The following is a 925-nucleotide window of genomic DNA, read 5'->3' on the forward strand; positions in this document are numbered from 1 at the left end:
GTTGGAAGGCGCTTTGAGCATTTCTTCGACACCTGGAAACTCAACGGCGTTATTACTTCGTTGTCCTGGAAGTGTGTACCGTTCTATGGGCGAGATTCATCATTATTTACAATGCATAGAATGTAAACGAATAACTAAAAACACTTGAGTGTTGAGTTCACTTAATCGCTACGACAGTTTCGCTTAGTCGACTTATCGGTATACAATCGCCGCGTTGACAGCGTGAGTTGTCGACTATCTTGCCGTATTTTGAACATCCAGCGGCCGGATATCAGTCCCGCTCGGGAGGGGAAATTAAACCGAGCGGGACTACCACTTATTCAAAAAGTTGAGCCGCCGTTCCTTGCAGGAATGGCGGCTCTTCTTTCTGGCGGTCTTGTTAAGAGGTGTGCACTCGGGCGACCGAAGCCCGAGTGCCCTCTTCCGCTTACCAGCGATACTTGAAGCCGATCATCGCACCCGAGGACTCGTAGTCGTCAGAACCGGTCTGGTGGTGGCCTTCAACCCACATGTTCACGCGCGGCGTGAACTGTGCTTCAAAGCCGAGACGCAGTTCTGCGAAGTTCGGGGCTTCCTGCGTGCTCGTCGCGTCGCCGTAGCGCGTCGAGACGGTGGTCGAGTAGTCGCCGTTGTTGTAGACCCAGTTGGCTTCCGCATAGGCCTGAACGGCAGGACCCGTACCCTTCGTCGAAGCGAGTTTCGTGCGGGCGCCGACACGGACGAGCAGACCGTTGTCAAAGCTCGAGCTGTAAGTTTCGCCGAGCCCCGTCGTGTAGTCTTCGGGCGAACCGAGGTTCGACCAGTAAGCACGAACGTGCGGTTCGACGCGCCACTCGTAGGTGCGGCCCGATTCGGTCGTACCCTTCGAGATGAGCTGATCCCAACCGGCTTCGGCCGTGATGCTCACGCCGTCGAGGTCGTACTC

1 protein-coding gene is annotated in these 925 nt (G+C 55.8%); it reads right to left on the reverse strand.

The window, feature by feature from the left end:
• Window positions 1–427: 427 nt before the first annotated feature.
• Window positions 428–925: autotransporter outer membrane beta-barrel domain-containing protein (locus H6A60_RS11805; RefSeq protein WP_205104867.1), on the reverse strand; the 498-nt coding region annotated here is incomplete at its 5' end.

Origin of the sequence: Sutterella massiliensis (assembly GCF_016899755.1) — a bacterium.
Classification (GTDB): domain Bacteria; phylum Pseudomonadota; class Gammaproteobacteria; order Burkholderiales; family Burkholderiaceae_F; genus Sutterella; species Sutterella massiliensis.